Below are 21408 nucleotides of genomic sequence, written 5' to 3'. Positions count from 1 at the left end.
GGTTAAGGAATTTTTGACAGCCGGCATGCTCTAATCCGGTTACCAGCGTTTGTCAAAACCAGGAGCTCCTGAATGTTTACCTCGCGTCGTTTGATCATTGTTGCCACCGCCGTAGCCATGCTGTCGGGCTGTGCAACATCCAATCCCTATGACAATCAAGGCCAGGCGCAAAGCTCCGGTGGCATGAGCAAAACAGCCAAGTACGGCGGACTCGGCGCATTGGCCGGTGCAGTAGCAGGTGCCGCCATCGACCACAATAACCGTGGCAAGGGTGCGTTGATTGGTGCTGCCGTTGCGGGCGCTGCGTCGGCGGGGTATGGCTATTACGCAGACAAGCAGGAAGCAGCGTTGCGCGCGAGCATGGCCAATACTGGCGTCGAGGTGCAGCGTCAGGGTGACCAGATCAAACTGATCATGCCGGGTAACATCACCTTCGCGACGGACTCCTCCGCCATCGCCAGCAGCTTCTATTCGCCGCTCAACAACCTGGCGAATTCGCTCAAGCAGTTCGATCAGAACAACATTGAAATCGTCGGTTATACCGACAGCACCGGCAGCCGTCAGCACAACATGGACCTGTCGCAACAGCGCGCACAAAGCGTTGCGACGTACCTGACTTCGCAGGGCGTTGATCAATCGCACCTTTCAGTGCGTGGCGCGGGCCCTGACCAACCGATTGCCAGCAACGCCGACGTCAACGGCCGCGCCCAGAACCGCCGCGTAGAGGTCAACCTCAAGCCGATTCCAGGTCAGCAGTACTGATCAACACCGTTGCGGCACGATAATGGTTTCTCGTTCCTCAGCAGTACGCGACGCTTTGCGTCTCAAGAGGACGCAGAGCGTCCGGAACGGTATGCCGACGCGGAGCGTCGCACGATAGTTGAGATTATCGTTCCTCACGCTCCAGCGTGGGAATGCCCTTCTTGACGCTCTGCGTCATGCCGACGCGGAGCGTCGCACGATAGTGAGTTTATCGTGCCTCACGCTCGCCGCTGCGCTGGATACTGCTCATGCAGCCGGTCCAGCAGCCGGTCTTTTTCTTCCCATAGCGCATTGATCCACTGCTGGAATTCCAGGCGGTACTCGCCGTCCTGGTCGTAGTTCCTGCCGAGAAACTGCTGCGGAATCTTGATCTCTTCGAAGTGGGCAACCACGTCATTGACGTTGCCGCACAGCAGGTCCCAATAGCCAGGTTGCCCGCCCGGATAGTGGATGGTCACGTTGATGATCGACTCCAGCTGTTCGCCCATTGCGTCGAGCACGAAAGCGATGCCGCCAGCCTTGGGTTTGAGCAAATGGCGGAACGGCGAGTTCTGCTGCGCGTGTTTGCCAGCGGTGAAGCGCGTGCCCTCGGCGAAGTTGAAAATCCCCACCGGGTTATGGCGAAACTTCGCGCAGGTGCGGCGAGTGGTTTCCAGGTCCTTGCCTTTCTTTTCCGGGTGTTTCGCAAGGTACGCCTTGGAATAGCGCTTCATGAACGGAAAGCCCAGCGCCCACCACGCCAGACCGATGATCGGTACCCAGATCAACTCCTGCTTGAGGAAAAACTTCAGCGGGCGAATGCGTCGGTTGAGCACGTACTGCAAGACCATGATGTCGACCCAGCTCTGGTGATTGCTGGTGACCAGATACGAATGCTGGTAATCCAGCCCTTCCAGACCGCTCAGGTGCCAGCGGGTGTGGCACAGCAGTTTGATCCAGGCATTGTTGTTGCCGATCCAGGTTTCATGGATGTGGCTCATCAGCCAGTCGGTGAAACGCTGTGCCGCAGAGAAGGGCAGGCAGATCTTGAGAATCGTGACCGCGAACAGCACCGTGCAACAGACGATGGTGTTCAGCGCCAATAACAGCGAGGCAATGACGCCGCGTAACGGGGCAGGCAGGAAATCCATGAAGGTGATGGCTCCGGAGGTTGTCGGAAGCCGCAGATGGCTCTGCGGCATCATGGGTAGGCATCAGGACAGCGTGTCGGCCTGTATCGCCGTGAGTGCGATGGTATAGACGATGTCATCCACCTGTGCGCCACGTGGCAGGTCGTTCACCGGCTTGCGCAGGCCTTGCAGCATCGGGCCAAGGCTTACACAGTCGGCACTGCGTTGCACCGCCTTGTAGGTGGTATTACCAGTATTGAGGTCCGGGAACACGAACACGTTGGCACGTCCTGCCACCGGGCTGTCCGGGGCCAGCTGTCGGGCGACGTGTTCGTTGGCGGCCGCATCATACTGCAGCGGCCCGTCGATCAATAGGTCGCGCCGGGTTTCCCGTGCCAGTTGCGTTGCTTCGCGCACCTTCTCGACTTCTTCACCGCTGGCCGAGTTGCCGCTGGAATAGCTGATCATCGCTACCCGTGGCGAAATGCCGAACGCAGTGGCTGAATCGGCGCTTTGCAAGGCGATCTCGGAAAGCTCGCTGGCACTCGGATGCGGGTTCATGATGCAGTCGCCGTACATCAGCACCTGCTCGGGGAACAGCATGAAAAATACCGAAGACACCAGCGTGCAGCCCGGCGCGGTCTTGATCAGTTGCAGGGCAGGCCGGATGGTGTTGGCGGTGGAGTGAATAACGCCCGAAACCAGGCCGTCGACTTCGTCCAGCGCCAGCATCACGGTGCCGATCACCACCGGGTCTTCGAGCTGTTGCTCGGCCATGGGCGCGTTCAGGCTTTTGTTTTTGCGCAGTTCCACCATCGGCGCAACATAGCGCTCGCGAATCAGCTCCGGGTCAAGAATCTCCAGCCCCGGTGGCAGCTCGATACCGTGTGCCTGAGCCACGGCTTGCACTTCCTCGGGTCTGGCCAGTAACACACAACGCGCGATACCGCGCGCCTGGCAGATGGCCGCCGCCTGAATGGTCAGCGGTTCATTGCCTTCGGGCAGGACAATACGCTTGTTGGCTGCCTGCGCTCGCTGGATCAGTTGATAGCGAAACACGGCAGGCGACAGGCGCAGCTCGCGGGGTGCGCCGCAGCGCTGGTGCAGCCAGCCAGCGTCCAGATGGCCGGCCACGAAATCGGTGATGTTTTCCGCGCGCTCGCGGTCATCGATGGGAATTTCCTTGTTCAACTGATTGAGCCGGTTTGCCGTGTCATAGGAACCGCTGCTGACCGACAGCACCGGCAGACCGGCCTGGAATGCACCTCGGCACAGCTCCATGATGCGTGGGTCGGGCACCGTATCGCTGGTCAGCAGCAGGCCCGCCAGCGGTACGCCATTTATTGCCGCCAGGCTCACCGCAAGAATGATGTCGTCACGGTCGCCCGGCGTCACGACCAGCACGCCCGGCTTGAGCAGCGGAACGGTATTGAGCACCGTTCGGGCACAGATAATGATTCTTGACATGCGCCGCTGATCGTAATCGCCTGCGTTGAGCACCTGCGCGCCCAGCAATTCGGCCACATCACGAGTGCGCGGCGCATTGAGTTCAGCGCGATAGGGGATGCAGCCCAGCAGTCGGAAATCGCCACTGCGCAGCAGTGGAGAGTGCTCTTTCAGGCGTGAGGCGAAGACTTCCATGCTCTCTTCGGTGCGCACCTTGTTGAGTATGACGCCCAGCACCTTCGGGTCCTTGGGGCCACCAAACAGCTGGGCCTGCAATTCGACCCTGCCCGACAGCTCGGCAAGCACTTCGTTTTCCGGGGCAGAGACCAGAATGACGTCAGCATCCAGGCTCTTGGCCAGATGCAGATTGACCCGCGCGGCATAGCTCGCGCTACGGGTCGGGACCATGCCTTCGACCACCAGCACGTCCTTGCCGACCGCTGCCTGTTGATAAAGATTGATGATCTCTTCGAGCAGTTCATCCAGCTGACCATCGCCGAGCATGCGCTCGACATGCGCCAGTCCCAGAGGCTTGGGCGGCTTGAGGCCGTGGGTGCGGGCCATAAGTTCGGTCGAGCGTTCGGGGCCCAGGTCGCCTGGGTGCGGCTGGGCAATAGGTTTGAAAAAACCTACTTTCAAGCCTGCGCGCTCAAGCGTGCGCACCAGGCCCAGGCTGATAGAGGTCAACCCCACGCCGAAGTCAGTGGGGGCGATAAAAAAAGTCTGCATACTGGCTTCTCGATTGAGCAGTGCAAGGGTCGCAGCACATAGGGAACAACTGCTGACCAAAAAAGTCCGGAAACCGTCTAACGCGATTTCTCTGCGGCAAGACTATCGTTATCTGCGGCAATAGCACACCAGCCGCAGCGAAAGGCCTGACCTGTCATCTGTTGGCGTTTTATCGGGTCAAGAACCCAGGCTCGCGACTGCCATGGCGGCTGATGGCGCAGGTGCTGAGTGTGGCCGCAGGACAGCATGGCAATCCAGTGCCCTTCTTGATCCTGTTGCAAGTTGATAACAGTTGAACCTTTCATTCTGGGCCGTTTGTCAGAGTTGCGTTCGCTTTCGGGCGATTGCTTGGTTAAACTTGCTCGTTCTTCAATCTTAAGCAAAAGGTCTTGTCCCCATGCCGATCGCCGCCAATAAGGCTGTCTCCATTGACTATACCCTGACCAACGACGCTGGTGAGGTCATCGACAGTTCTGCCGGTGGTGCGCCGCTGGTTTACCTGCAAGGTGCAGGCAACATCATCCCGGGCCTGGAAAAGGCGCTGGAAGGCAAGGACGTCGGTGACGAGCTGAAGGTAGCCGTCGAGCCGGAAGATGCCTATGGTGAATACTCCGCCGAACTGGTCAGCACCCTGAGCGCCAGCATGTTCGAAGGTGTCGACAAACTCGAAGTCGGCATGCAGTTCCATGCATCCGGTCCGGACGGCGGCATGCAGATCGTGACCATCCGCGATCTGGACGGCGATGACGTCACTGTTGACGGCAACCACCCACTCGCGGGCCAGCGCCTGAACTTCGAGGTAAAGGTTGTGGCTATCCGCGATGCCAGTGAAGAAGAAATGGCTCACGGCCATGTTCACGGTGAAGGCGGTCATCAACACTGATTTGTGCTGCTAAGCTCAGGTCACTGAAAAGGCGCCCTGGCTGTTCTGCGATGACGACTTTCGTTACGCGTGCGGTCACGGTGCCTTTTTTCAGGTTGTGGCTTTGGGTTACTTGTTTCAAAAGGGGTTCTCATGAGTGCTTTTCACGACATCAAATTGAAAGCGCTGGGTGGTCAGGAACTGCCGATGGCGGGTTTCAAGAACAAAGTGGTTCTGGTGGTCAACGTCGCGTCCAAATGCGGGCTGACACCGCAATACGCAGCACTTGAAAACCTCTATCAGCAATACAAGGACAAGGGTCTGGAGATCCTCGGGCTACCGTGCAACCAGTTTGCCGGGCAGGAGCCGGGCAGCGAAAAAGAGATCGCCGAATTTTGCGAACTCAATTATGGCGTGACCTTTACGCTGGGTGAAAAGCTCGACGTCAACGGGCCTGACCGGCATTCGCTGTACCGTTTGCTGGCTGGCGAAGGTGCCGAGTTTCCCGGGGATATCACCTGGAATTTCGAAAAGTTTCTGGTCGGCAAGAACGGCGGGGTGAGCGCGCGGTTCTCTCCGCGTACGGCACCAGATGATCCTGCAGTGATTCAGGCCATTGAAAAGGCCTTGGAGCAAAGCTGATCACATCGTCAGGGTAGCACCGGGTTAGCGTGTGCTCGCCCGGCTATCTTTTGCCTTCGCGGCTTTTGCATTCAAATCAGCCAAATCAATAGTACTGGGCCCGCGCTGATGTCCGGCGATATTCTGCGCCTCTCATCCGGCGCTTGTCGCCGTAGTGCAATCGACCATTTTTCCGGAGTTCCACATGTCGGTAGAAGCCTTGTTTACGCCTTTCCGTCTGGGCAGCCTGGAATTGTCGTCGCGGGTGGTCATGGCACCCATGACCCGTTCGTTCTCACCGGGGCATGTGCCCAACTCAAAGGTCATCGAGTACTACCGGCGTCGCGCGGCGGCAGGTGTCGGGCTGATTGTCACCGAAGGGACGACGGTCAACCACAAGGCCTCCAACGGTTACCCGAACGTTCCGCAGTTTTTTGGTGATGCGCCGCTGGCGGGCTGGCGCAAGGTAGTTGAGGCGGTGCACGCAGAGGGTGGCAAGATCGTCCCGCAACTCTGGCACGTAGGTGCGGTTCGTCGTCTTGGTACCGAGCCGGACGGGAGCGTGCCTGCGTATGGGCCTATGGAGAAGGTCAAGGACGGTCAAGTGCTGGTGCATGGCATGAGCAAACAGGACATCGATGATGTTGTGGCCGCTTTTGCCCAGGCTGCTGTCGATGCCAAGGCGATTGGCATGGACGGTGTCGAAATCCATGGTGCCCACGGTTATCTGATTGATCAGTTCTTCTGGGAGGGCAGCAATCAGCGCAGTGACGAGTACGGTGGCAGCCTGGCCAACCGTTCGCGATTTGCCATCGAGCTGATCAAGGCGGTGCGCGTCGCGGTTGGTGCGGACTACCCGATCATCTTCCGTTTCTCACAATGGAAACAGCAGGATTACACCGCACGTCTGGCGCAAACGCCCGAGGCGCTGGGTGAATTCCTGCAACCGCTGGCTGACGCCGGGGTGGATATCTTCCATTGTTCTACGCGGCGTTTCTGGGAGCCCGAGTTTGAAGGCTCTGACCTGAACCTCGCAGGCTGGACGCGCAAGCTGACCGGCAAACCGACCATTACCGTCGGCAGTGTCGGGCTGGACGGTGAGTTCCTGCAGTTCATGGTCAACACCGACAAGGTCGCTCAACCGGCCAGCCTGGAAAATCTACTGAAGCGGCTGGGCAACGACGAGTTTGATCTGGTGGCGGTGGGACGTGCCTTGCTGGTCGATCCGGACTGGGCATTGAAAGTGCGTGAGGGACGCGAGCAGGACATCTTGCCATTCAGTCGAGAGGCACTGACGACACTGGCCTGATCTTCTTGGTAGCTGCCTGCCTGGTCTCTTTGGCATTTACAGGTTTTTCGCCCGGGCAGGCCTCACGCAATTGTCGTTCGAACTGATCGATGATTGCCGTCCAGCCCTGGCGACTGGCGTGTTGACGAGCATTGAGGCGCACCCGGCGCAACGTTTCGCTGTCTTCCAGCAACCAGCGCGCCGCGTCGATGAACGCCGTCTCGTCACCCGGCATGGCAAGGGCTCCATTGTGGCCATGGCGAATATGCTGCCCGGCAGCGGCCTCGTCGTAAGCGACCACACCCAGCCCTGAGGCCAGCGCTTCAAGGACCACGTTGCCGAACGTTTCGGTCATGCTCGGGAACAGAAACATATCTGCCGAGGCATAGTGCATGGCCAGCACTTCACCGCGCTGAGTGCCGCAAAAGATCGCATCCGGGATCTGCTGCTCAAGCTGCTGGCGCTGAGGCCCTTCGCCGACAACAATCAGTTTGATATTACGTTGCGGGTAACTGTCCTTGAGCGTTTCGAAGCTGACTTTGAGCAGACCCAGGTTTTTCTCGGGTGCCAGGCGGCCAACGTGTATCACGCCGATATCACCTGCTTGCAGGCCCCAGCTTTCGCGCAGAGTCTGCGAACGCCTGGACGGGGTGAACAACTGGCTGTCGACGCCGCGAGACAACAACTCGATCCTTTCAAAGCCGCGCCGCTCCAGTTCCACTTTCTGGCTGATGCTAGGCACCAGCGTCATGCGCGAGCGGTTGTGGAACCAGCGCAGATAGTGGGTCAGCAGCCGAGTGATAAAACCCATGCCGTATTGCTGCGTGTACTGTGGAAAGTTGGTGTGAAAGCCGCTGATCACCGCTATTCCCAGGCGCCGCGCTGCCCGTAGCGCCGACAAACCCAGCGGGCCTTCAGTGGCGATGTACAACACATCCGGTCGACGCCGCTGCCAGCGGCGCAACAGCTTGTGCATAGAAGACTGACCCCATTGCAACCCTGGATAGCCCGGTATCGGCCAGCCCCGGCACAGCAACAGGTCTTCTGCGGCACCTGCGTTGGTCTCGTCGTTCTGGCGCGGCCGGACCAACTCGACCCGGTGCCCGCGCAACCGCAACCCTTCACAAAGACGTCCCAGGGTATTGGCAACGCCGTTGATCTCGGGAGTGAAGGTTTCAGTAATCAGGGTGACATTAAGGATTTGGCTCATGGAAGCAGTTTCGGCTGGTTACATTTCGGTTATGTGGCGGTTGTGTGATGGATTGGTGATAGGACGCTGGGAGATAGGTTAGCGGGCGTGAAATTGCGCGTAATAGCCAATAGATAAATAGATAAATAGATTAATTGTGAAGTGTTTTTTATAAAAAAACATGATTAGGCATATTGGCGTCCTACAAAAGTTTACAAGTTTTCCCAAAGGTGTGTAGTGCGCTCCAATAGGTGTTGATGTTAACGGTCTGCCCGGTAATGTCTGGTTGTCGAACTTAATGGTTCGTGAGCGCTGAGTTGGAAAGACTGAGTTTTTCAGTTATTTCTGCTTATACCTATACCGGAAAAATAAAATAAAATGAAATTTAATGACAGAAAGTTGAAGTGGACTCGTTCGGCCTCAGGAATTGCTTTGGCGCTTTTAGCCTATTCAAGTCTTGCACTGGCTGGGAACTATCAATCATCGGTTGCTTTGCCGGTTATTCATTCAAAAGGCTACATACACACTGCCGCGCTGCCAGTAAGCAGGCATGTGCCCCCGGTAGCAACGATCAAAAATGTCAGTTGGAACTGGAACGTGGCGGGCTGGCCTCAAGGCCTTGAGGTCTATTTATGCCAAGGGGACAGCGTGTGCCTTAACGTATCCCGCCAGCGAACGGGCTCCACAACTTTCTTTGGCAATCAATTGGCAAATCGCACGTTTTATTACACGATGAAGATTGGAGATACAGGAAGAGTCCCGGTGGCGGGACAGCAAGGAAGAATCACTGTCGATTGGTAATTTCAAAGGCGCCCTCCCCTCGAGTGGGGAGGGCGCTCATACTACCAATTAGCCATGTCTCGAAATGCTTTAGGAAGAGAGTCATTAAAGTTTAATATTTTCTCAAGGATTTTAGCTGCGGGCGTGCCTTTCAAGTACTCCTCTTCATAAAGGGCTCTTCTCTCTTTATGCATCCAACCCTCTATTTTCTGAAAGTAAGCGCTTGACTCGGGTGTTACGACTTTTCCAGTAGCACAGTAACGAATTACAGGGTAATCAGATAAATCCACCGCTTCACCATTCAGTGAGTTATGAGCATATTGCGTGGCAAGGAAGCTTGCTTCACTTGGGTCGTTTTCAGCCTGTGCCATCAATTTGTGCCTGAGCTCTCCCCCGCGGAGAATTGTATGAGGGGCTTCTTTCTCAAGGATGGTTTTTTGGAGCACGTTAGCGAAGATTCCAGGTGTCGATGTGGTGGTGAGTGGTGTTTTTTTTTGTCGTACTCCCAACGGGGTAACGTTCAAAAACGGCGTAGAGTTGCTATAGGTCATTTCAACGGTCCTCTCTTACTTTTCATTGCTCTATGGCTCCTGTTGTCTAGACGCAACAAAGCAAGCGCAATGCCAATATTGATATTGGTTTTGGTCCTACGCGCTTGAACCGAGTGGGCAGGGTGTTAATTTTTTTGGCCTACAGAGACGGCCTACATGAAATTTTTTGAAACGCTGGCAATGTTTGTTCTTTAGCGGCAACCGCTTGCCGACTGTCAGGTAGACGAGTTTGATCATGGTTGTAAGGCTTGATGTTTTTGTTTGTAGGAAGCTTCTTTATAGCTATATTTTTTGCAGGGTTTTGATTCGTCTGATAGCATCCGCTCTCTTTTCAAAGGGATATGAAATGTCAGATTTAATGTATGCGCCACCGAAAGCCAGCCTGGAAAAAGATGAAGCGGGCAGTAGAGATCCGGAATTTTATGTCGTGTCTCTAAAGAAATTCTTCATTCTGTACCTTTTGACATCGGGTTTTTTCGCGATTTACTGGTTTTATCGAAGCTGGTCACTGAACAAGAAATTTTCAGGCAGTAATGTGTGGCCCGTCGCGCGTGTGATCTTTGCCGTTATTTACGCTTTTCCACTATTTCGGACTGTGGACAAAAGTCTGCGGCGACAGGGTCGTGGTCACATGGCGTACTGGGCGATTAGCGGCTTGGTGTTGCTGGCGTTGACTATCGCGGGGATGGTGCTTTCGCAAGGTGTCTCCGGGCATGTGCAATTCAAACCGGTCGGCGGCTGGCTGGTATGGGCGGTTCTGCTGGCAACTGCGCAAACATTTAATTTAATGCTGGTGCAGTCGAAGATGAATGCTGCGGCGCTTGATCCAGATGGAAGTACCAACTCAAGATTGACATGGGCCAATGGCCTATGGATTCTTGCCGGGTGTGCCATCTGGTTGATGAGTATACCGACCTACCTCTCTGCGTCTGCTGCAGGGTAGGGGCTATTGATGCTAATTAAAGTGCCGAACAGATCATCCATTATCTATTCGGCACTTTCTTCAGGCTTTGTCGTCACTCGGCCAGTCAAGCAGAACAATCAGCCCAGGTCATTGACCAGTTGGCCGATCACTTCACCCACCTTGGCCAGGTCCGGTGCAGCCAGGCGATGTTCATCGGCATACGAATATGCCACGGTGAACAGACCTGCGGTACGTGGGGCGTAAGATGGAGCGTCTTTCTCGAAAACACGGTTTGTTGCTTCGGCAGTCAGAGAGTTGGAGCTGATGACCACGCGTTCTTCGGGGTCATTTACGCCGTTTATGTAAACGTTGTCTGGATTGATCGACCATTCGGCCAGTTCACTGACCAGAAAAGCACGAATCTTTTCTTCGACTGTGGCGTTTTCAGCCGCAAATGCAGCAGGGTTTACTGGAGTATTCATGATTTAACTTCCTTGTTAAGTTCATGTGTCGCATGTTCGATGGAAGCGAGCTTCACATGAACGGGTTGGTTGAGACCCTATTGAGCCTCAGTCGACAGGGCCTTGTGCGGTAAATATATAGAGCGGGTGATTTTTTTTTCAGATATGCCGGCCCGTATTGCTCGGCCCGGCAACATTTTGGAATTCAGCCCCGTGCCTGCGTCACCGGCAACGCATCCGCCCCGCGCTCGCGCACCCAGAACAATGTCGCACCGGCCACTGCGGCGGGCATCATCAGCAGGTTTACCACCGGGATCAGCAAGGCGACGTAGACAATGCCGCCGAAGCTCAGGCTTTGCCAGCGCTTGCTTTTCAGCCAGCCGAGCATTTCGTTCCAGCCCAGTTTGTGGTTGTCGGCGGGGTAGTCAATGTACTGGATCGCCATCATCCAGACGCCGAACAATAGCCACAGCGGGGCGGCTATGATATTGGCCACGGGGATGATCGACAGGACGAACAGCCCAAGCATGCGCGGCAGCATATAGCCCAGCTTGCGGGCTTCGCGGGCCAGGGTGCGTGGCACCATGGCCACCAGTTCGGCCCAGCTGAAATCCGGCGAATCGTCCACGCCACGAACCACGGCTTCGACTTTTTCGGAAAGAAACCCGTTAAACGGCGCGGCGATGATGTTGGCGACCACGGTGAAGGTGAAAAACACCATCAGCAATACCAGCACCACGAACAGCGGCCAGAGGATATAGCTGAGAAAGCTCAGCCAGTGAGGGAGCGTAGGCATGAAGGTGTCGACCCACAGCTCGAACTGGTGCACAGCCAGGTAGATCAAGCCGCAGAACAACACCACATTGATGCTCAAGGGCAGCAGGACGAACAATCGCAAACCAGGACTGAGGACCAGTTTCAGGCCCTCTCTGAGGTATTGCGGGCCGGTAAGGGCGGGCGCGGGCATGGCAGTCTCCAGGTGCTGAAAGGCGTGACCTTACCGGCTTTGTGATGGCCATGAAAGAGGTGATGGATGTCGGCGCTCAGCACCATTCGCCGAGCCCGGCGTGCGCTTGTCAGAGCCGGATGTTCGCGCGAGTACACTGCTGTCGGTCAGTCACCCTATAGAAGTGACCTATGGGGTGGATTGTGAAACGATATTTCCTTAACCTTTGCTACCCCGATAGGCTTGGCACCAATTTCAGGACCTGTCTCAGGAGTCAGAACTTTCAGGATCCGCCGAGTGAATGGCACTTCCCCAAGTGTTTCGGCGGTCCTTTTTTATCCAGCCGTCCCGACCGCGGCGTAAACGGTCGGTCGATAGGAGTGTGTCATGTCAGACGTACGTCATTCCCGAGTGATCATTCTCGGTTCCGGCCCTGCCGGTTACAGCGCTGCGGTCTACGCCGCTCGCGCCAACCTCAAGCCTCTGCTGATTACTGGCATGCAGGCTGGCGGCCAATTGACCACGACTACAGAAGTTGATAACTGGCCAGGCGACCCGCACGGCCTGACCGGTCCTGCGCTGATGGAACGCATGCGCGAGCATGCCGAGCGTTTCGAGACTGAAATCGTCTTCGACCACATCAACTCCGTTGATCTGGCCGGCAAGCCGTTCAGCCTTCAGGGCGATAGCGCAACCTACACCTGCGACGCACTGATCATCGCCACCGGTGCCAGTGCCCGTTACCTGGGCCTGCCTTCGGAAGAAGCTTTCATGGGCAAGGGTGTTTCTGCCTGCGCCACATGCGATGGTTTCTTCTACCGCAACCGTGAAGTCGCGGTAGTCGGTGGCGGTAACACGGCGGTGGAAGAAGCGCTGTATCTGGCCAACATCGCCAGCAAGGTGACTCTGGTTCACCGTCGCGAAACCTTCCGAGCCGAGAAGATCCTGATCGACAAGCTGCATGCACGTGTCGCCGAAGGCAAGATCGAGCTCAAGCTCAATGCCACGCTGGACGAGGTATTGGGTGACAACATGGGCGTGACCGGTGCGCGTCTGAAGAACAATGACGGCACCAGTGACGAGCTGAAAGTCGACGGCGTATTCATCGCCATCGGCCACACGCCGAACACTTCGCTGTTCGAAGGGCAACTGGCCCTGAAAGATGGCTACATGGTTGTGCACGGTGGCCGTGAAGGCAATGCGACTGCGACCAGCGTTGAAGGTGTGTTCGCGGCCGGTGACGTGGCTGACCACGTTTACCGTCAGGCCATCACCTCGGCCGGTGCAGGCTGCATGGCGGCACTGGACGTCGAGCGTTATCTGGACGGTCTAGCAAACGCCACGTTCTGATTGGCGTCCCTTTAAGCACCTGCAACGGGTTCTCGTGCCAATGCGTTGGCACGAGAACCCGTCAGCTCAAGCCTTGCGCTTGAGTGGCTCGCCTTCGAATTTCACACCTGCCAGCCCATGCTTGATCAGCGCACGGATATTGCCGTGGTCGCTGCCTTCGGGCGTGGCTTGCACCGAGCGGTAGTGCTCGCCAAATGCCAACAGTGCCTCTTCATCGCTCAAACCTTCGAGTAACGCCAGGCCAAGAGTCTTGCAAGATCCTTCGTTTTGCCCGGCAGCATTGTCGACGGCGCCGTTTCTGAACGGCTGAGGCTGATAATCGTAACCTTCTGCGATGAAGGCCAGGGTATCAGCGAACACATGCTCGCCGCTGCGCAGGCTGGTGCGCAGGGAGTTCAGATCAGTCATGTTTGGATTCCTTGGCGAACGCCGCCTGTTGTTCGGCGTTTGCTTCTTTCTGGTATTGGGCTTTCCACTCGGTGTACGGCATGCCGTACACGACTTCGCGGGCATCGTCGAGGCTGATGTCGATGTGCTTTTCATCGGCAGCGGCCTTGTACCACTTGGACAGGCAGTTACGGCAGAAACCGGACAGGTTCATCAGGTCAATGTTCTGGACATCCTTGCGGCTGTCCAGATGCGCGACCAGGCGACGGAAGGCTGCAGCTTCGAGTTCGAGGCGTTCTTGCTCGGTCATGACGGGCTCTTTTCAATAGACGGTTCGCGTCATGATAAGAGTTTCAGCGTTGACCGGCGAGCGTGATCGATACCGATTCGGCAAAGCGCAGCGCATGCGGTTTGTCGACTTCCACTTCGGCGTAGGTCACGGCCTTGTGGCTCATCACCAGGTCCAGCACTTCCTGCGTCAGTCTTTCCAGCAGGGCGAAGCGGTTGCCCTCGACATGTTGAATGATGGCCTTGGTGATGGTGCGATAGTTGAGAGCATGCTCGATGTCGTTATCGCGAACGGCTTCCTGTGCAGCGTAGAGAATCGTCAGGTTGATCAGCACATCCTGCTTGTTGACGATTTCGTCTTCGTTTATACCGATATATGTGCGCAGGCGCAGGTCCTTGACCCGGATGCGCGCGGTGCCAGGTTCGAGTCTTGCCATTATTGTCTGCTCCGTCCGATCAATTGCAGAAACTCCATGCGTGTGGTGCTCGAGTCGCGGAAGGCCCCCAGCATCACTGAAGTGTTCATGGTCGAATTCTGTTTTTCGACACCACGCATCATCATGCACATGTGCTTTGCCTCGATGACCACGGCTACACCTGCCGCCCCCGTGATCTGCTGAATGGCGTCGGCAATCTGTTTGGTCAGATTTTCCTGAATCTGCAGGCGACGGGCAAACATGTCCACAATGCGCGCGATCTTCGACAGTCCCAGCACTTTGCCGGTAGGGATATAAGCCACGTGCGCCTTGCCTATGAACGGCAGCAGGTGGTGCTCGCAGAGTGAATACAGCTCGATGTCCTGGACAATGACCATTTCATCATTGTCGGAGGCGAACAGGGCGCCATTGACGATTTCGTCGACGCTCTGGGTGTAGCCGTGACACAGATACTGCATCGCTTTGGAAGCGCGTTTAGGGGTGTCCAGAAGGCCTTCGCGGTCTGGATCTTCTCCAAGACCGAGCAGAATTTCCCGGTAATGCTGTGGCAGGGATGAGCTCATCAGAATGTTCCTCGGGGCGACTTACTTGACGTGCCGTCCGCCGTTTACGGTCAGTGTTGTGCCGGTGACATAGGTGTTGTCCAGAAGGTAGCGCAGGCTCTGGTAGATCACTTCTGCACCAGGCTCTATGCCGATGGCCGATTTGGCCAGGGCGTTGGCGCGGTAGGCCGCATCGTCCTTGGGTTGAAACATCAACAGCGCCGGTGCTATGCCATTGACTTTGACAAGCGGGGCGAATCTGGCAGCGAAGGACAGCGTCAGGCTTTCCAGGCCGGCCTTGGTTGCGCAGTAGGCGATGTGCTTGCTGCTGCCCTTGCGGGTCACGTCATCGCTGATATGCACGATGTCAGCGACCTCACTGGCGGTCAGCAACGGCTCACAGTGCAGATTGATCAGGTAGGGCGCCAGCATGTGTACGCTGAACATGCGGATGAAGTTATCGGCTTCCTCGCCCTGGGTTTCTGCCAGCCACTCGGAAGCATTGTGTACAACGGCACGCAGGCTTGAAGTCTGGGTTTTCAGCAGATCGATGAACGCCATGATCCCGGTTTCACACGAGAAATCGCCGTAGAGGGCCACTGCTCCGGCCTGGCGCAGTTCCGTCACGCTTGTGTGTTCAGTGCGGTAACTGATGATAACCCGATGCCCATGCTCAAGCAGGCGCAAGGCGCAATGCAGGCCTACCCGCTGGCTGGCGCCGGTGATCAGAATCGGTGCAGAAGATAATGTCATCGACAGCTCACGTATCGGTTATCCACAGTGGACGGGGATTGTACGGTCGATTGTTTCTTCCGGTTTACACGCAAAGTTATACCAGAGATTTTTTTTGTACAACCCTGGGCGGGAGCAAGCCTGTGCAAGGCAGTGCTGCAAGGCACTGCCCAAGAGCATGATGAAGAGGTGAGGGTGTCAGAGGCGGCGAAGACCTGTACCCAAGTGTCAGGGGTGTACAGGTCTTTTCGATATTACCGAGGGGATGGCGACTGTGTCGGGCGCGCAGGTACTGCTGGTGTGCTTTGCAGCCAGGGGGCAAGCAGGCGCGTGGACAGGGGAATGAACAGGTAGACCATCAGCGGGGTAAGCACCGCTGTACTGATCATGATGCGCGGCAACAAGTCGAGGTGATTGAGCAACGGGCCGAGCAGAAAGTTGAAGATCAGTGACACGGGGAAAAATGCCAGCCAGATGGCAACCGCCTGTTTCCAGCGTGGCGGGCGCTGATCGATGGCACCGAACCAGCCATCAATACCACTGACGCGATGTTCCGAAGGTTGTGCGAAAAGACCGCTGCCGCGCACCAGCCAGGAGCGTCTTGAGGCGGAATGCTCCCAGGCGTGCATGGTGTGCTCATCGGTAAAGCGGAAAATGATCTGGAATTCATCATCGCCAGGCGGAGGAGCCAGAACACCGGAACCCAGATACCCCGGGAAATCCGTGGCCAACTGTTCGCCTTCGTGCAGCCAGGCCATCATTTCATGGTAGCGACCCTGTGCCACGCGGCGGGCGACCATCAAGGTGACGGGGGAGGTAGACATTGTGTATCTCCGGTAGAGGCGTGAGATTCCCGGGTAGGGAGGTCACATGCCGCGATCCGGGGTGGTGGGTCGCGACAGCTTCACTTGAAAAGCAAGCAAGGATTATTCCTGAAACGCTGACGGGCCGGTAGAGCTTTGCAGTGTTGGCTGATTACTTGTGCAGGGAAGGGTGCTTGCGGCGATGCTCTTGCAGGATGTACTGACGCAAGCGCTCGGCGTCGTCCTTGCCATGCTTGCTGAAGTGATAGGCGCCGAAGCTGTGTTCGGTCATTCGCTCCAGCTTGCCGCGCATTGGAATAGGAGCCTGACCTGGCGGGTTGAACCAGGCTGAAAAGTTTCTCGGCAGCTTACCTTCCTTGCGGTACTCAAGCAGCACGCCCTTGAACGACAGCTCGTGAACCCAGAGCGCCGTCAATGCACCCTTTTCGGTCTCAAGCGGGATCGGCTCTTCAAGCACTAGCCGCCAGGGGCGAATCTTCGGGCCTTCCTCGAAAATACTCGGTGCGCCCAGTTCCAGATGCAGAGCATGGAATTCGTCCTCGACCAGATGCAGAGGGAAATTCATCTGCTGGTTTTCGAACTGTGCATGGATCGTCACTTGCTCGTGAGCAGCCAGACGTGTCAGCAGATCCTGAATCTGAACCCCGCCATTGACCAGAAGGCTACGCGTGCTGTCGCGCACGTTCAGCTTCGGATTGCGCTGCATGCCCTGGATAAAATCCAGTTCAGCCTGTGTGAGGAGTGAATCAGGTTGCATTGGCGGAAGGCTCGGTCTGACCGGTTATTGAGAACAAAGACCATTGATTCCGCAAGTTGTTCTGACCGCTCATCACATTCTTCCATTTTAGTGCTTCAACCTGGCCGCACTTTTTCCGTGCCAGCCAAAGGTAAAAGGGTCCGTAGAAAATTCAGATGGCATTCTAGGGCATAATGTTTCACTTTTTTCAACTGCTGCAGGAATAGCCATGAAAGTTGTCATCGTGTGTGGAACGGTCTACGGATCGGCCGAAGAAGTTGCCAGACACGCCTCTGCACTGTTGCGTGCCGCTGGTCACGAAACACTCGCCAACCCTCGGCTCGCGTTGCCTGACGTGCTGGCTTTCGAACCGCAGGCCATCCTCGCGGTGACGTCTACCACCGGGATGGGAGAGCTGCCCGACAACCTCATGCCTCTCTATTCAGAGCTTCGTGATCTTTTGCCTGCCCAGCTGCGCGGCTTGCCGGGGGGGGTAATCGCATTGGGTGATGCCAGCTACGGCGACACCTTCTGTGCAGGCGGCGAGCAGATGCGCGAGTTGTTCGCTGAACTGGGTGTGAATGAAGTGCAGGACATGCTGCGTCTGGACGGAAGTGAAAGCGTGACCCCGGAAACCGACGCCGAGCCTTGGCTGGCAGCGTTCATCAAACACATGGGCTGAAATCATCCCGCTGCTTTATTGAGCATGATTCAGCACTGCGAGTGTTGATTGTGACTGGCAGGTGCCTGGACGACACTCATCGCAATGTTTCCTTTGATCCTGGAGCCTGCGATGAGTGAGTCAGTGCGTTTTGAAGATAAAGTCGTGATTGTGACTGGCGCAGGAAGCGGGCTGGGAAGGGCCCATGCGCTGCTGTTTGCAAAGCACGGCGCGCGGGTAGTGGTCAACGACCTGGGTGGCTCTGCCCATGGCGAAGGGGCCAGTGCTTCTGCTGCCGATCGCGTTGTGGCCGAGATTCGTGAAGCCGGTGGCACCGCTGTGGCCAGCCATGACTCGGTGACCGACGGCGGTCGCATAGTGCAACACGCGCTCGATGCCTTCGGTCGCATAGATGTGCTGGTCAACAATGCCGGTATTCTGCGCGACAAGACCTTCGTTAAAATGGAGGACGCCGACTGGGACCTCGTTTACCGCGTCCATGTCGAGGGTGCCTACAAGGTCACACATGCTGCCTGGCCATACCTGCGTGAGCAGAACTACGGGCGTGTGATCTTCACTTCGTCGACATCCGGCATCTATGGCAACTTCGGCCAATCCAATTACGCAACCGCCAAGCTCGGGCTTTACGGACTGACTCGCACCCTCGCGCTGGAAGGCCGCAAACACCGGATTTTCGTCAACGCCATAGCCCCGACCGGGGGCACGCGCATGACCGAGGGGCTTATTCCTGCCAACGTATTCGAGCTGCTCAAACCTGAACTGATCAGCCCGTTGGTGGTGTACCTGGGCAGCGAACAGTGTCAGGGCAGCGGCGACCTGTTTGAAGTGGGCGGCGGCTGGATCGGCAAGGTCCGTTGGGAGCGAAGTCAGGGAGCATGCTTCGATCCGCATGCAGGCTTCAGCCCCGAAGACGTTGCTGCACAATGGCAGACGATTGGTGATTTCGATCAGGCCGCCCACCCCGCCGACAATATCGAGGCGTTGAAAGAAATGATGGCCAATCTGCAAAAATACGCTAATTAAGCAGGTTCTGAGACATGAGGCGGCTTTGGAAAAGAAGACTCTGTTTGGTGCGCGATTTTATAACTGGTTAATTATTTATCGGAATTTTTACCGTGTCCTGTAAGAACTGTCTTTTGGCTTTGTAGGCTTGGTATGGATTTCTGTGTGGCTATTAATTAAGCAGTTTTTACTCCGATATGAAGTTTGAACACATTCATATAGGGAGTATCTCGTGGGAAGAACAATGTGGGGTGACCTGCCACCGGTAACTGTTGCTGCGCCGCCTGAAAGACTCAAGCTCAAAAAGGCCGCAGCTCAGGTTAGCCAGGTGTTGCAGGAGGTCGGTGAGAACGCCGTCGCGCTCAACTCGCTGGCGATGGAAAAGCGCAAGATGAAGCCACTGTTCAAGGGCTTCAACCCCGAGCAGATTACGCCCAAGGACCTCAACAGGGCAGGGATGATCTTGTACAAGTTCGGCATGATCGACAATCATACGGCCGAACTCATGAGCCGAGCGGGCGATGAGTTCGACAAGAAAGGCAAACTGGTCGACCCGAGCAAGGAAATCAATGCACTGGAGTTCTTTGCCAATCGGATTATTGAAATGAAAGAAAAGGCAATGAGCGGAGACCCGTACGCCAAAGTGTTATTGCCTGATTACATTCGCACGATTCATATCATGCAGAATCTTCAGACGTTTGCCGAGTCTGGCGACAGTTACGAGATGCGCAAGATCAAGGATATGGAGAACAAGGGGCTGGTCAAAAAAACGCCAAACGCCAAGGCGTGAGGGTGTTTCGACACTAAAACGTCCGGCAATAAAAAAGGCCGCTGCATAGATAGCCACGCAGCGGCCAAACAAAACGCAGGATCAAGGGAGCTTGCAAATCCACGTCGATTTAACGGGCGCAGGTTACCTGCCATTACTGTTCTGAAAAATCCCCGTACAGGATATGCAGCATTACCCCGCAGGTAATAATTCGCGGGGAATGTGCAAGTGGCTCAATGAACGCTGTGGTTCGCCGGCAACCGGCTCAGGCGCTCGGCAAGCTCGATTCGTTGCAGCGGGTCTTCGCTGAGCAACAGCGCGCGCTCCAGGTCGAAACGTTCGGCCTGCGGGCATTCAAGGCGTTGATACAGGCTGGCGCGGGCCAGGTGATCTCCGCTGGTTGCCTGACCCAGCTCGACGATGCGGTCGGCGTCCTTGAGCGCAGCGAGAAAGTCATCGTTGATCTGATGCAGATGCCGCAGGTTACGCGACAATCGCTGCAGCATGCTGGTCGGTGTTGCGCGTGTCATGTGTTCGGCGCGCAGTTGCATGGTCGGGCCGAATTGACGGATCAACAGCTCGCGGCAGTCTCTTGGGTAAAGCCTGCGTCCGCTGCAGGGGTCGAGCAAATGATCGGCGCCCGGCACGCGCAGCAGAAAGTGGCCAGGAAAGTTCACGCCCTCCAGCGCAATCTCCAGCCGCCGTGCTATCTCCAGCGCGATCAGTGCCAGCCCCAATGGCTGGCCACGACGCTGCTGCACGACCTTGTGCAGCAGCGCCGAGTCGGGTTTGGGCGGGTTCCAGTCATCTTGCTGAAAACCCAGCGCATTGAGTTGTCGTAAAAGCGGTTGCGCGAGTTCGGGGGCTGGCAGGACCGGCAGCGCAGCGTCGATTTGGCGCTGTAGCTGGTCCATGTCGCTGATCACAGCATGCCGGGCAAAGTGTGCGTCATGCTCGCTCGACACCCATAGCGCAGCTTCAAACACCGAGGGCGGTGTCTGTTGCAGGCAGGCCAGGCAATGCTGACGTGGAGTCATCGACCACTCCGTGCGGCTGAAAATCCAGTAGGAAGACTCTTTTTAGCCCCACGCGGGAATTTCGTCCAGCGCCACTTGTTTCTACTTGTTCAGGGCTTTTATCAAGTCGGGCGTCACATAGTGCGGGCCGTCGAACAGGTACAGTGGATAACCATCGAAAGCCGCTATTTGCGGTTTCAGTTCGGCAGCCGTCGCCGGTCGGAAACCGCCACCCACTTGCGGGCGGAACGCTTCGACGATGATTCTGACGCGGTTTTTGCCCAGCCGTTTACTTAACGCGTCTGCGTAGGTTCGGGCAACCGGAGCGGTGCGCGCATAGACACCCACACCGTCCTGAAAGAACACGCCTATATCGTCCGGCAGCCAGGTTTTCAGCCAGTCCGCAGTGGCGGCGGGGCCGATGTTGGCACCATCGTAGACGCTGATCCACAACGGCCTGGGCAGCTTCGCCAGCAGCGCGGGTAATTCCTTGGCGCGACTCCAGCTGGGGTCGACCTCGGCCGGGAAATACCAGCCGGTGACATTGAGCGGCGTTTTTACTTTGGCCAGTTGTGCCGAAAGCACCGCCAACTGTTCGATATTGTCCCTTGAGCGGTTTTCGCTGAAGTATCCGGCCAGCCCGAGAATCACCTCCTGCGCCCAAGGTTCCTTGCCGATCCGCGCCCAGTCCGGCAGCACCGGCACGTTGGTCATCTGGGTGCCTGGTATGAACGACTGCTCATCGACCGCCGTCCATTGCACGAGCAATTGTCGTGCGCCGAGTTTGTCCCAGTTGCCGCTTATCCCCACCGTTGCGTTATCCGGTTGCCAGACGATGCCGACAATTCCCGGCCCACTTGGCTGTATCAGTTGATACAGCTCGCTGGAGGCGAGGGTCAGCGCACCTACCAGGGCGGCTGCCAGCGAGGTCTTGATCAATGCTGTCTGTCGTAGCAGTGCGGCCAAAGCCTTCAAACATTACTCCCTGATGGATG

At 56.6% G+C, this 21408-nt stretch carries 26 protein-coding genes; 10 read left to right on the top strand and 16 right to left on the bottom strand.

Annotation, left to right across the window (positions count from 1 at the left end):
- Positions 1-72 precede the first annotated feature (72 nt).
- On the top strand, positions 73-762 hold the full coding sequence (locus RGM3321_RS15790; RefSeq protein ID WP_244393835.1) for an OmpA family protein: 690 nt from the start codon (positions 73-75) through the stop codon (positions 760-762).
- A 218-nt stretch (positions 763-980) separates the two neighbouring features.
- Here the strand turns inward: RGM3321_RS15790 and RGM3321_RS15785 are convergent, their stop codons facing one another.
- The 3 genes from RGM3321_RS15785 to RGM3321_RS15775 all read right to left on the bottom strand — a co-directional run bounded on the left by RGM3321_RS15785 (position 981) and on the right by RGM3321_RS15775 (position 4429).
- Positions 981-1892: an acyltransferase gene (locus RGM3321_RS15785; RefSeq protein ID WP_244393834.1), complete on the bottom strand. Its 912-nt coding sequence runs from the start codon at positions 1890-1892 to the stop codon at positions 981-983.
- Positions 1893-1955: 63 nt separating this feature from the next.
- A complete protein-coding gene (pta, locus tag RGM3321_RS15780; protein WP_244393833.1) occupies positions 1956-4046 on the bottom strand; it encodes a phosphate acetyltransferase in 2091 nt (696 codons plus the stop codon).
- A gap of 77 nt (positions 4047-4123) precedes the next feature.
- Entirely contained in the window at positions 4124-4429 is a 306-nt protein-coding gene (locus RGM3321_RS15775; protein WP_244393832.1) for a DUF3565 domain-containing protein, read from the bottom strand.
- A gap of 14 nt (positions 4430-4443) precedes the next feature.
- Here RGM3321_RS15775 and RGM3321_RS15770 point away from each other — a divergent pair, with 14 nt between their 5' ends.
- The 3 genes from RGM3321_RS15770 to RGM3321_RS15760 all read left to right on the top strand — a co-directional run bounded on the left by RGM3321_RS15770 (position 4444) and on the right by RGM3321_RS15760 (position 6838).
- The gene (locus tag RGM3321_RS15770; protein ID WP_219171016.1) at positions 4444-4929 is read left to right on the top strand and encodes a peptidylprolyl isomerase; all 486 of its coding nucleotides are present in this window, start codon (positions 4444-4446) and stop codon (positions 4927-4929) included.
- A gap of 132 nt (positions 4930-5061) precedes the next feature.
- Positions 5062-5550 (top strand): glutathione peroxidase, encoded by a 489-nt coding sequence (locus RGM3321_RS15765; RefSeq protein WP_244393831.1) that lies wholly within the window; start codon positions 5062-5064, stop codon positions 5548-5550.
- A 184-nt stretch (positions 5551-5734) separates the two neighbouring features.
- Positions 5735-6838 carry an NADH:flavin oxidoreductase gene (locus tag RGM3321_RS15760; protein ID WP_244393830.1) on the top strand — a complete coding sequence of 368 codons (1104 nt, stop codon included), beginning with the start codon at positions 5735-5737 and terminating at the stop codon, positions 6836-6838.
- Here the strand turns inward: RGM3321_RS15760 and RGM3321_RS15755 are convergent.
- Positions 6807-8027: a glycosyltransferase family 1 protein gene (locus RGM3321_RS15755; RefSeq protein WP_244393829.1), complete on the bottom strand. Its 1221-nt coding sequence runs from the start codon at positions 8025-8027 to the stop codon at positions 6807-6809. The two genes, RGM3321_RS15760 and RGM3321_RS15755, sit on opposite strands and share 32 nt — an antisense overlap.
- Positions 8028-8384: 357 nt before the next feature.
- Here RGM3321_RS15755 and RGM3321_RS15750 point away from each other — a divergent pair, with 357 nt between their 5' ends.
- Positions 8385-8807 carry a flagellar protein FlhE gene (locus RGM3321_RS15750; protein WP_244393828.1) on the top strand — a complete coding sequence of 141 codons (423 nt, stop codon included), beginning with the start codon at positions 8385-8387 and terminating at the stop codon, positions 8805-8807.
- A gap of 41 nt (positions 8808-8848) precedes the next feature.
- Here RGM3321_RS15750 and RGM3321_RS15745 read toward each other — a convergent pair whose 3' ends face one another.
- Complete coding sequence (locus RGM3321_RS15745) at positions 8849-9337, bottom strand: hypothetical protein (protein WP_244393827.1); 489 nt, start codon at positions 9335-9337, stop codon at positions 8849-8851.
- Positions 9338-9683: 346 nt separating this feature from the next.
- Here RGM3321_RS15745 and RGM3321_RS15740 point away from each other — a divergent pair, with 346 nt between their 5' ends.
- Entirely contained in the window at positions 9684-10280 is a 597-nt protein-coding gene (locus RGM3321_RS15740) for a hypothetical protein (RefSeq protein ID WP_244393954.1), read from the top strand.
- 98 nt (positions 10281-10378) lie between these two features.
- Here RGM3321_RS15740 and RGM3321_RS15735 read toward each other — a convergent pair whose 3' ends face one another.
- The gene (locus RGM3321_RS15735; protein ID WP_244393826.1) at positions 10379-10723 is read right to left on the bottom strand and encodes a hypothetical protein; all 345 of its coding nucleotides are present in this window, start codon (positions 10721-10723) and stop codon (positions 10379-10381) included.
- A gap of 184 nt (positions 10724-10907) precedes the next feature.
- Positions 10908-11669 (bottom strand): sulfate transporter CysZ, encoded by a 762-nt coding sequence (gene cysZ, locus RGM3321_RS15730; RefSeq protein ID WP_244393825.1) that lies wholly within the window; start codon positions 11667-11669, stop codon positions 10908-10910.
- Between the two features lie 366 nt (positions 11670-12035).
- Between cysZ and trxB the strand changes: the two genes are divergently transcribed.
- Positions 12036-12998, top strand: coding sequence for a thioredoxin-disulfide reductase (gene trxB / locus RGM3321_RS15725; protein ID WP_004659967.1), 963 nt, complete (start codon positions 12036-12038; stop codon positions 12996-12998).
- A gap of 66 nt (positions 12999-13064) precedes the next feature.
- On the opposite strand, the gene RGM3321_RS15720 is transcribed toward trxB, so the two are convergent.
- The 7 genes from RGM3321_RS15720 to RGM3321_RS15690 all read right to left on the bottom strand — a co-directional run bounded on the left by RGM3321_RS15720 (position 13065) and on the right by RGM3321_RS15690 (position 16965).
- Positions 13065-13406: a HopJ type III effector protein gene (locus RGM3321_RS15720; RefSeq protein ID WP_244393824.1), complete on the bottom strand. Its 342-nt coding sequence runs from the start codon at positions 13404-13406 to the stop codon at positions 13065-13067.
- Positions 13399-13695, bottom strand: coding sequence for a DUF1244 domain-containing protein (locus RGM3321_RS15715; protein WP_244393823.1), 297 nt, complete (start codon positions 13693-13695; stop codon positions 13399-13401). Before RGM3321_RS15715 ends, RGM3321_RS15720 begins: the two co-directional genes overlap by 8 nt.
- A gap of 43 nt (positions 13696-13738) precedes the next feature.
- Positions 13739-14110 carry a dihydroneopterin triphosphate 2'-epimerase gene (gene folX / locus RGM3321_RS15710; protein ID WP_002552214.1) on the bottom strand — a complete coding sequence of 124 codons (372 nt, stop codon included), beginning with the start codon at positions 14108-14110 and terminating at the stop codon, positions 13739-13741.
- Positions 14110-14673: a GTP cyclohydrolase I FolE gene (gene folE / locus RGM3321_RS15705; RefSeq protein ID WP_244393822.1), complete on the bottom strand. Its 564-nt coding sequence runs from the start codon at positions 14671-14673 to the stop codon at positions 14110-14112. Before folE ends, folX begins: the two co-directional genes overlap by 1 nt.
- Positions 14674-14694: 21 nt before the next feature.
- Positions 14695-15405, bottom strand: a complete 711-nt coding sequence (folM, locus tag RGM3321_RS15700; protein ID WP_244393821.1) for a dihydromonapterin reductase — start codon at positions 15403-15405, stop codon at positions 14695-14697.
- 233 nt (positions 15406-15638) lie between these two features.
- Positions 15639-16208 (bottom strand): antibiotic biosynthesis monooxygenase, encoded by a 570-nt coding sequence (locus tag RGM3321_RS15695; RefSeq protein ID WP_244393820.1) that lies wholly within the window; start codon positions 16206-16208, stop codon positions 15639-15641.
- A 151-nt stretch (positions 16209-16359) separates the two neighbouring features.
- A complete protein-coding gene (locus RGM3321_RS15690; protein ID WP_244393819.1) occupies positions 16360-16965 on the bottom strand; it encodes a hypothetical protein in 606 nt (201 codons plus the stop codon).
- Between the two features lie 208 nt (positions 16966-17173).
- Between RGM3321_RS15690 and RGM3321_RS15685 the strand changes: the two genes are divergently transcribed.
- The 3 genes from RGM3321_RS15685 to RGM3321_RS15675 all read left to right on the top strand — a co-directional run bounded on the left by RGM3321_RS15685 (position 17174) and on the right by RGM3321_RS15675 (position 19418).
- On the top strand, positions 17174-17626 hold the full coding sequence (locus RGM3321_RS15685; RefSeq protein ID WP_244393818.1) for a flavodoxin: 453 nt from the start codon (positions 17174-17176) through the stop codon (positions 17624-17626).
- Positions 17627-17737: 111 nt separating this feature from the next.
- On the top strand, positions 17738-18649 hold the full coding sequence (locus RGM3321_RS15680; RefSeq protein WP_244393817.1) for an SDR family oxidoreductase: 912 nt from the start codon (positions 17738-17740) through the stop codon (positions 18647-18649).
- 223 nt (positions 18650-18872) lie between these two features.
- Positions 18873-19418, top strand: coding sequence for a hypothetical protein (locus RGM3321_RS15675; RefSeq protein WP_005733202.1), 546 nt, complete (start codon positions 18873-18875; stop codon positions 19416-19418).
- Between the two features lie 212 nt (positions 19419-19630).
- Here the strand turns inward: RGM3321_RS15675 and RGM3321_RS15670 are convergent, their stop codons facing one another.
- Positions 19631-20434: a transglutaminase family protein gene (locus tag RGM3321_RS15670; protein WP_058400595.1), complete on the bottom strand. Its 804-nt coding sequence runs from the start codon at positions 20432-20434 to the stop codon at positions 19631-19633.
- 81 nt (positions 20435-20515) lie between these two features.
- On the bottom strand, positions 20516-21388 hold the full coding sequence (locus RGM3321_RS15665) for a hypothetical protein (RefSeq protein ID WP_244393816.1): 873 nt from the start codon (positions 21386-21388) through the stop codon (positions 20516-20518).
- Positions 21389-21408: the final 20 nt, after the last annotated feature.

The sequence above is a fragment of the Pseudomonas sp. RGM 3321 genome (assembly GCF_022836805.1).
GTDB lineage: Bacteria > Pseudomonadota > Gammaproteobacteria > Pseudomonadales > Pseudomonadaceae > Aquipseudomonas.
This window is presented reverse-complemented; position numbering and strand designations above follow the sequence as displayed.

Bases quoted from the DNA above. Each gene is read 5' to 3' on its own strand.
- RGM3321_RS15790 (WP_244393835.1), top strand. From the start codon at position 73: ATGTTTACCTCGCGTCGTTTGATCATTGTTGCCACCGCCGTAGCCATG.
- RGM3321_RS15785 (WP_244393834.1), bottom strand. From the start codon at position 1,892: ATGGATTTCCTGCCTGCCCCGTTACGCGGCGTCATTGCCTCGCTGTTA.
- pta (WP_244393833.1), bottom strand. From the start codon at position 4,046: ATGCAGACTTTTTTTATCGCCCCCACTGACTTCGGCGTGGGGTTGACC.
- RGM3321_RS15770 (WP_219171016.1), top strand. From the start codon at position 4,444: ATGCCGATCGCCGCCAATAAGGCTGTCTCCATTGACTATACCCTGACC.
- RGM3321_RS15765 (WP_244393831.1), top strand. From the start codon at position 5,062: ATGAGTGCTTTTCACGACATCAAATTGAAAGCGCTGGGTGGTCAGGAA.
- RGM3321_RS15760 (WP_244393830.1), top strand. From the start codon at position 5,735: ATGTCGGTAGAAGCCTTGTTTACGCCTTTCCGTCTGGGCAGCCTGGAA.
- RGM3321_RS15755 (WP_244393829.1), bottom strand. From the start codon at position 8,027: ATGAGCCAAATCCTTAATGTCACCCTGATTACTGAAACCTTCACTCCC.
- RGM3321_RS15750 (WP_244393828.1), top strand. From the start codon at position 8,385: ATGAAATTTAATGACAGAAAGTTGAAGTGGACTCGTTCGGCCTCAGGA.
- RGM3321_RS15745 (WP_244393827.1), bottom strand. From the start codon at position 9,337: ATGACCTATAGCAACTCTACGCCGTTTTTGAACGTTACCCCGTTGGGA.
- RGM3321_RS15740 (WP_244393954.1), top strand. From the start codon at position 9,684: ATGTCAGATTTAATGTATGCGCCACCGAAAGCCAGCCTGGAAAAAGAT.
- RGM3321_RS15735 (WP_244393826.1), bottom strand. From the start codon at position 10,723: ATGAATACTCCAGTAAACCCTGCTGCATTTGCGGCTGAAAACGCCACA.
- cysZ (WP_244393825.1), bottom strand. From the start codon at position 11,669: ATGCCCGCGCCCGCCCTTACCGGCCCGCAATACCTCAGAGAGGGCCTG.
- trxB (WP_004659967.1), top strand. From the start codon at position 12,036: ATGTCAGACGTACGTCATTCCCGAGTGATCATTCTCGGTTCCGGCCCT.
- RGM3321_RS15720 (WP_244393824.1), bottom strand. From the start codon at position 13,406: ATGACTGATCTGAACTCCCTGCGCACCAGCCTGCGCAGCGGCGAGCAT.
- RGM3321_RS15715 (WP_244393823.1), bottom strand. From the start codon at position 13,695: ATGACCGAGCAAGAACGCCTCGAACTCGAAGCTGCAGCCTTCCGTCGC.
- folX (WP_002552214.1), bottom strand. From the start codon at position 14,110: ATGGCAAGACTCGAACCTGGCACCGCGCGCATCCGGGTCAAGGACCTG.
- folE (WP_244393822.1), bottom strand. From the start codon at position 14,673: ATGAGCTCATCCCTGCCACAGCATTACCGGGAAATTCTGCTCGGTCTT.
- folM (WP_244393821.1), bottom strand. From the start codon at position 15,405: ATGACATTATCTTCTGCACCGATTCTGATCACCGGCGCCAGCCAGCGG.
- RGM3321_RS15695 (WP_244393820.1), bottom strand. From the start codon at position 16,208: ATGTCTACCTCCCCCGTCACCTTGATGGTCGCCCGCCGCGTGGCACAG.
- RGM3321_RS15690 (WP_244393819.1), bottom strand. From the start codon at position 16,965: ATGCAACCTGATTCACTCCTCACACAGGCTGAACTGGATTTTATCCAG.
- RGM3321_RS15685 (WP_244393818.1), top strand. From the start codon at position 17,174: ATGAAAGTTGTCATCGTGTGTGGAACGGTCTACGGATCGGCCGAAGAA.
- RGM3321_RS15680 (WP_244393817.1), top strand. From the start codon at position 17,738: ATGAGTGAGTCAGTGCGTTTTGAAGATAAAGTCGTGATTGTGACTGGC.
- RGM3321_RS15675 (WP_005733202.1), top strand. From the start codon at position 18,873: ATGTGGGGTGACCTGCCACCGGTAACTGTTGCTGCGCCGCCTGAAAGA.
- RGM3321_RS15670 (WP_058400595.1), bottom strand. From the start codon at position 20,434: ATGACTCCACGTCAGCATTGCCTGGCCTGCCTGCAACAGACACCGCCC.